Source organism: Erwinia sp. (assembly GCF_031978025.1).
GTDB lineage: Bacteria > Pseudomonadota > Gammaproteobacteria > Enterobacterales > Enterobacteriaceae > Erwinia.
Window position 1 is genome coordinate 1 of record NZ_DALZCD010000234.1, and the last position, 6,875, is coordinate 6,875.

8 protein-coding genes are annotated in these 6,875 nt (G+C 55.9%); 6 read left to right on the forward strand and 2 right to left on the reverse strand.

What is annotated here, in order from left to right; translation table 11 throughout:
• From RTK32_RS16680 to RTK32_RS16705, 6 genes are all read left to right on the forward strand, one after another.
• A partial coding sequence (locus RTK32_RS16680) for an HrpE/YscL family type III secretion apparatus protein (RefSeq protein ID WP_312045934.1) occupies positions 1–372 on the forward strand: 372 nt, incomplete at its 5' end.
• A gap of 93 nt (positions 373–465) precedes the next feature.
• Positions 466–693, forward strand: coding sequence for an HrpF protein (locus RTK32_RS16685; RefSeq protein ID WP_312045936.1), 228 nt, complete (start codon positions 466–468; stop codon positions 691–693).
• Complete coding sequence (locus RTK32_RS16690) at positions 680–1,063, forward strand: hypothetical protein (RefSeq protein ID WP_312045938.1); 384 nt, start codon at positions 680–682, stop codon at positions 1,061–1,063. The genes RTK32_RS16685 and RTK32_RS16690 overlap by 14 nt, the downstream gene beginning before the upstream one ends.
• A gap of 13 nt (positions 1,064–1,076) precedes the next feature.
• The gene (gene sctC / locus RTK32_RS16695; RefSeq protein WP_312045940.1) at positions 1,077–3,170 is read left to right on the forward strand and encodes a type III secretion system outer membrane ring subunit SctC; all 2,094 of its coding nucleotides are present in this window, start codon (positions 1,077–1,079) and stop codon (positions 3,168–3,170) included.
• A gap of 11 nt (positions 3,171–3,181) precedes the next feature.
• Positions 3,182–3,367, forward strand: a complete 186-nt coding sequence (gene hrpT, locus RTK32_RS16700; protein ID WP_312045942.1) for an HrpT family type III secretion system protein — start codon at positions 3,182–3,184, stop codon at positions 3,365–3,367.
• The gene (locus RTK32_RS16705; protein ID WP_312045944.1) at positions 3,364–3,681 is read left to right on the forward strand and encodes a hypothetical protein; all 318 of its coding nucleotides are present in this window, start codon (positions 3,364–3,366) and stop codon (positions 3,679–3,681) included. The genes hrpT and RTK32_RS16705 overlap by 4 nt, the downstream gene beginning before the upstream one ends.
• 774 nt (positions 3,682–4,455) lie before the next feature.
• Here RTK32_RS16705 and sctU read toward each other — a convergent pair.
• Together sctU and sctT are read right to left on the reverse strand one after the other, a co-directional pair.
• Complete coding sequence (gene sctU, locus RTK32_RS16710; RefSeq protein ID WP_312045946.1) at positions 4,456–5,541, reverse strand: type III secretion system export apparatus subunit SctU; 1,086 nt, start codon at positions 5,539–5,541, stop codon at positions 4,456–4,458.
• Positions 5,541–6,344, reverse strand: a complete 804-nt coding sequence (gene sctT, locus RTK32_RS16715) for a type III secretion system export apparatus subunit SctT (protein ID WP_312045948.1) — start codon at positions 6,342–6,344, stop codon at positions 5,541–5,543. Before sctT ends, sctU begins: the two co-directional genes overlap by 1 nt.
• Positions 6,345–6,875: the final 531 nt, after the last annotated feature.

Consider the following 6,875-nt stretch of genomic DNA (forward strand, 5'->3'; position numbering starts at 1 on the left):
TTCATTGCGCAGACGGCACAGTTTTTCGCGGACTGGCAGCAGCAGCAGCACTGGCAGGATGCGCTTGTCCCACAGGCCGAGGCCCTGTTAAAGCAGGCAATGAGCCAGCTCCTGGCAGACTTCCCCTCTGATAGCCGCCTGAGTGCGATGCTGCGACAGCTACAGCAGGCGCAGGGCCGTCAGGCCGCCGCCACGCTAAGCTGTGCGCCTGTCCACCAGAAAGACGTTGACGCCTGGCTAAAGCAGCAGCCGCTCGACTGGCAGCTGGTCAGCGACGCCTCGCTGGACGACGACACGCTGCGTCTGACGACCGACAGCGGCGAGCTGAGCCTGAGCTGGAGCCAGGTTTGCACGGCGCTAATGCCTGTCTAGCGCCCTTTTTTCTGCTGCAATAATTTTTTCTCTCTGTCGGAACCTGCCTGCATTCCCCGCCACTTAATGACACCCCCAACCGGAGACTGAACGATGAGCAATGAAGATGCAATCCAGCGCCGCCTGACCAGCCAGGTGGTGCATGCGCAAAAGGATATGTACCAGTTTGCGCAAGAAACTCAGGACCAGCCGTATAACGTTGGCGATATGTACGCCTTCCAGAACGAGATGCTTGATTTGTCCAACGCTAACTGGGCCAGCTCGCAGTATACCCAGTACAAGCACGGTATCCGCAAGGCCATCATTGATGCCATCAACTGATGTTGCCGACCTGATTGAAGCCTGTCTGAACCGACCCGACGGCGAGCTGGCGCTGTGGATTGACGAGATGCCGATCACGCTACAGCGCCAGCCCGGCGGCTGGTATTTTTTTGCCGAACTGCAGCTGCCCGTGGCGATAAACGATGCGCTGATGCAGCGCGCGCTGCGGCTAACCGCTCCGGCGCTGCTGCATTTCGGCGATCGCAGCGCCGCTCTCTGCCTGCATCCGCAGCGGGAAACGCTTTGTCTGCTGGTGCGGTTAAAGAACGACGGGCGTGAAGACGCGGTCGTATTATTAGAAAGCCTTTGTAATCAATGTGAAATCTGGCAGGAAACCCTGCTGATGCTACTGCGGCCAACGAGCCTGTAACAAGGAGAGAAGCGTGCCTACGCCGTCTGCTTTTTTACCCTTTCGCCCTTTGCTGCTGGCCCTGGCGATTGGGCTTTCTGTTTCACACAGCTATGCCACCACCCCGGAAGAGTGGCGTGAAGGTGCTTACGCCTATTCCGCTGACAATACCCCACTCAGCGTGATCCTGCAGGACTTCGCCGGTAGCCACGGCGTCGACGCCAACGTCACCGGGCTGCCCGATACCTTTGTGACTGCCCGGCTGAGATCCGACAATGCTGAGGCTTTTCTGAACCGGCTGGCGCTGGAATATCGCTTTCAGTGGTTCGTCTATAACAATACGCTTTATGTCAGCCCGCAATCACAGCAGACATCGCGTCGTCTGAAAATCAGCCCGGACGCCGCGCCTGATATTAAACAGGCGTTACAGGGCGTCGGCCTGCTGGAGCCGCGTTTCGGCTGGGGCGAGTTGCCTGATGACGGCGTGGTGCTGGTCACCGGCCCGCCTAAGTATGTCGATCTGATTGCGGATTTCAGCAAAAAGTCCGAGCCGGAAACCAGCGAAGACAAACAGATGATGGCGTTTCCACTGAAGTATGCTGACGTAGCCGATCGCACCATCAAATATCGCAACCAGACGCTGGTGGTGCCCGGCGTGGCGACCATGCTTAACGAACTGCTGGGGCAAAGTGGCGGCGGCTCGGCCAACGGTGCCACCACCACGCAGAGTGGCGGTGGCGGTGGCGACAGTGCCTATCAGGCGATGCAGAATGAAAGCCGTAGCATCATGGAACAGATGATCGGTCGTAATACCCGAATGGGCCGCAGCAATGAACAGCAGCCGGGCAAAACGCTCCAGGGGAAAGTCTCGGCCGACGTACGTAATAACACGCTGCTGGTGCGCGACAACAAAAAGCTGCGTCCGGAGTATCAGGAACTGGTCAAAATGATCGACGTGCCGCAGAAGCTGATTGAAATCGATGCGGTGATCGTGGATATCGACCGCAACGAGCTGGCTCGTCTTTCCACCAACTGGTCCGGGCAGTTTGGCAACGTCAGCGCGGGCGCGTCTATGTTAAGCGGTGCCAGCACCCTGTTTGTCACCGATTTTAACCGCTTTTTTGCCGATATACAGGCGCTGGAAGGCGAAGGAACCGCCTCGATTATTGCTAATCCGTCGGTGCTGACGCTGGAAAACCAGCCTGCCGTCATCGATTTCAGCAATACCGCCTTTATCACCGCGATTGGCGAGCGGGTAGCGGATATTCGGGAAGTCACGGCGGGAACCAGCCTGCGCGTCACGCCTCGCTCCATTGGCGACAATCCTGATAAAACGGCCGTGCAGCTGGTAGTCGATGTGGAAGACGGCAAGCTGGATAAAAACCAGGACGGTAGCGCCCAGGGCACGGAAAACGGCGTGATCAGCACTCAGGCACTGGTGCAGGCGAAAAGGTCGCTGGTAATGGGCGGTTTTCACACCAAGCAAAGTGGCGATGACGAAGAACGCGTGCCGATCCTGGGCAAAATCCCGCTGCTGGGCAAACTGTTTACCTCCAATAATCGCACCACTTCTCAGCGCGAACGGCTGTTTATTATTACGCCGCATCTGATTGGCGACCAGGTCGATCCTTCGCGCTATGTGGATGCGGAAAACAGCGCGCAGATCAACGATACGCTGCGGGACATCAACCGACGCCATCAGTTTGGCGACATGAAGCGTACCATCGAAAATGCCATGCAGGATCTGGCCGAAAGCCGCCAGCCAGGCGGGCTACAGCCTAACCAGACCGGGCTGCCGCTCGGTTCGCTCTGCTCGGTGCCGCTGGCTTTCCGTACCAGCACCCGCCAGCAGTGGTACGGCAATGACGCGATGCAGATTTCTGTCGGCGTGATTACCAACACCAGCGGGAAAGAGGCGCGCTTTGACGAGTCGTTCTGCCGGGGCGATCGCACGCTGGCCGTAGCGGCCTGGCCGCACACCCGGTTGCAACCGGGCGAGTCTACCGAGGTGTATGTGGCTTACGACACCCAGGCGCCCGCCAGGCCGGGCCGCGTGTCGCTGCTGCAGTCGGCAACGGTGTCGCTGCCCACCCGTAGCGAAAAAACCACGCGTCTGCTGTCGCAATAACGAGGCTGATAATGAAAAAACCTGTTCTGATCCTGCTGATGGCGATGCTGCTTACCGCCTGTGCAAAGCCTAAGTTCGCAGGCTGTAGCGATATCTCCTGTCGCCCGGTGTCGGACGACCGGGCGATTACTATCTGGTGGCAGCCGGATATGCGTAACGGCCCCTTTGATTATTCACAGGCTTCGGTTAACCAGTGATCCGCACGGATTCCCATCGTGCTTTTTTAACGGCATGGCAGCGCGGCGCGGCATGCAGCTGGCAAGAGCCCGTCGGTCACGAGCTGCGTTTTTACACGCATCCTGTGCCGATGCTCCAGCTGCTGCCCGCCCCCTTCTCTCCTTTCCGGTTGCGTGAGGCGCTGACGCGCCGCTTTCTGGCGCCCAATCGTTATGAAGGCTGCTATCTTTCCGCTACGCCCGAAGGCGCCCCGCTCCTTATCCTGCTGCTTACGGGCAATGAAGTGCCGCAGGAAGCTATCGGTACGCTCTATTCGCTGGCGGATATGGCGTAACCCGTTTTCCTCTTCCGGTTAACCACTCTGAATCGGAAGCCGCCTGTCATTTCTCCCGCAGAAAGGCGAAAAGAGGAAGCCGCGCGCGACCTCAGATGCGCTTTTTTTAGTAAATCCTTTATCCTGTGAGCCTCTGTTAAACAGAGGATCCATTACGAGCGGGAGTTAACAACGCGGCCGGCATTTTTGCGGCGAATAGAGGATTCCGAATGGCGATGCCTTTAAAAAATAGTCGGTCAATGCACTGTATTTATGGGCACCGCCTTTCGACTCACCGCACTTCCTTATAGTCATCAAACAAAAAGCTGGCCCTCGGGACGTTAAACAACGGTGCCAACACCCCGTCGGCTCGGATATACGCGCCCGGATTTCAGGCGGGGGGTCTTTAGGATCGGAAGAGCCGTGCCGCCGGGCTGTTGGCTCCCAGGCATGACGGCTATCCACACCCTGTTTCATAGGGTGATATTTGGGCTGAGAAGAGCCGTGCGCCGGGCTGTTGGCTCCCAGGCATGACGGCTGTCCACGCCCTGTTTCTTAGGGTGATATGTGGGCTGAGAAGAGCCGTGCCGCCGGGCTGTTGGCTCCCAGGCATAACGGCTATCCACGCCCTGTTTCTTAGGGTGATATTTGGGCTGAGAAGAGCCGTGCCGCCGATCTATTGGCTATCGCGCATGACGGCGCTGCGTATTTTGCTTTCAGAGAGTCGTTTTCAGGCCGGATAATAAGGCTTAAAACATCTGTGGGTCGCCGGTTCTTTATCCGACGCAGGCAGGGTTACTCTTCGATTTCCACTACCTCATCCAGCTGCTGATCCTCCAGCTCTTTCAGCAGTCGGTAAACCTGGGCAACGGCCTTCAGCGTTTCTCGCGGAATGTAGTCGCCTTCCTTGACCGTTCTGTACAGCGTGCGGGTCAGCCAGACAAACCGGATCACCGGCATCTGCCGGTTTTGGGCTTCCGCAATAATCTCCTGCGCATCCAACCCTTCCGCTTTAAACAGCAGGCGCGGCAACGGCGTTTCACCGGGGCGATAGTAAAGCCCGACGGCAAAGTGCGTGGGGTTGACCAGCACCATGTCCGCCTCTTCCACCGCCACTTTTTTGGGCGGTTTGGGCGCTTCATTAAGGATCTGGTGAGACAGCGATTTGCGGTGCCCTTTCATATGCGGATCGCCTTCGCTCTGCTTGAACTCATTACGGATATCTTCATGGCTCATGCGCTGTTGCTTAAGGAAGAAATATTTTTGCAGACCAAAGTCGAATGCGCTCAGCACCAGCAGCAGCGACAGCGTTTCCCGTACGATTTTCATAAACAGCGCCAGCACCGCCTGCCAGAAGCCGTTGAGATCGTCGCCGTAGGCCAGCTGTGCCAGCGGCCCCAGGTCAGGCTCAATCGCAAGGTAAAAAACAAAGCCAATGGCGATCGCCTTCAGTACGCTGGTCAGCAGCGTGCTCAGCTGTTTGGCGGAAAACATACTTTTCAGATGGCCGACGGGATTAATCGCATCGAACTTTGGCGCCAGCGCCTCGGTAGCAAAGAGCGGGCCGAACTGAAGCCAGCCGCCGATAACGCGCAGCAGAAAAATCAGCGAACAGACGATGCCGCAGAAATAACAAAGCACCATAACCCCATTGGTGATGACCTCCTGCATGGCATGGCCGAAAGGATCGTTAAGTCGGGCGAGCGGCAGCATAATCATGGCTTCGAGCCGCTGCATTCCGCCCTCAACGAGCGCAAAAATTGTCTCCATTACGCCTATGCAAATCAGCAATTTGGGGATATCCGGCGTCTGACCGACCTGCCCCTTCTTACGCGACTCTTTGAGCTTTTGGGGCGTGGCGTCTTCGGTTTTTTCAGCCATCAGTGCGCACTCTTACCAAAAATGTCCGCCAGCTGCGGCACCAAATCTTTTAAATCGAACAGTCGCTCGCCCCCCACGTAATTCAGGATCGGCAGATAGAGCACAAAGAACAGCATTCCCAGCAGGCACTTGGCAGGCATCGCCAGCACGGTAGCCTGCAGCTGCGGGCTATAGATACTGAGGATCCCTACGCTAAAATCCACCAGCAGCAGCAGCGCCACCAGCGGCCCGGCGTAAAGCACCATATGCGTAAATATCCCGCTTAACAGATCCAGGTAGACTTTCAGACCGGCTTCGCCCGGCAGCGGCAACCACTGCAAAGGCGACCAGAGGCCGTAGCTGTCCCAGATAATCTGAGTGATAGTCGACAGGCCCAGCCCGACCACCAGCAGCAGGATAATGGATTGCTGCATCAAAAAGCCGAGCGGCGTGGCGTCCGGCCCGAGTTGCGGATTGAGCTGGCCGCCCGTCAGCGCACCGCGCTGGTTATCAAACAGCGCGCCCACCGATTCAAACAGCCAGAACGGCATCGCCATCAGCAGACCAATCGTTACCCCGATTATCACTTCCTTCAACGCCAGCGCCGCCAGCAGAAACAGCGAAGGATCCTCTGCCGCCAGCTGCTGCTGGATCATGGGCGCAGGGAGCAGCGCCAGCGCCAGTACGATACCGGAACGCAAGCCGCCTTTGATGGCATTAAAGGAGAACACCGGCGATAGCAGCAGGCAGGGAAAAATGCGCGCCATCGCCAACGTCAGCGCCAGAATAAAGTGATAGCCATCATAAAGGACGTTGTTCCACATAGCGTTACATCTTTCGGGTTGCTGTTTAGAGCTGAGTGGCAGGAAACCACAGAAAGTTCATTAAAAAGGCCATCCAAATACGCGAGCTAATTAAAGAAGGTAAGCACCCGCTTACTTTTATTACAGATAAGATTATTCTTAGGAGACAAACTGAGATAAATCACCACCAGAAATGCCTTGCCAAAAAATAAAAAAACCCAAAAACAACACCTAAGAAAGAATATTAACCATTATCGAAAAAACCGATATTCGTAACGAATTCCCCATGCTAAAAAAGAAAACAGGCGCACTTAAGAATTTAAGAATGCTTCGCCATATTAAAAAAACTATTTAATATGAAATTTTTGATGAATTAATCCGCCTGATTAATTAAAACCATTTTTCACTGGAGAAAAAAATGACTACTACTGTTAATGATGTACAGACGAAAAGCGTTGCCACTTTTAACGATCTGCGCAAGCTTGCGCCTGCCTATGAAGGTGAAAGCGTGCTGCTTCGCTGTCATACGGCGCCGGGTGAGGCCATTTATAA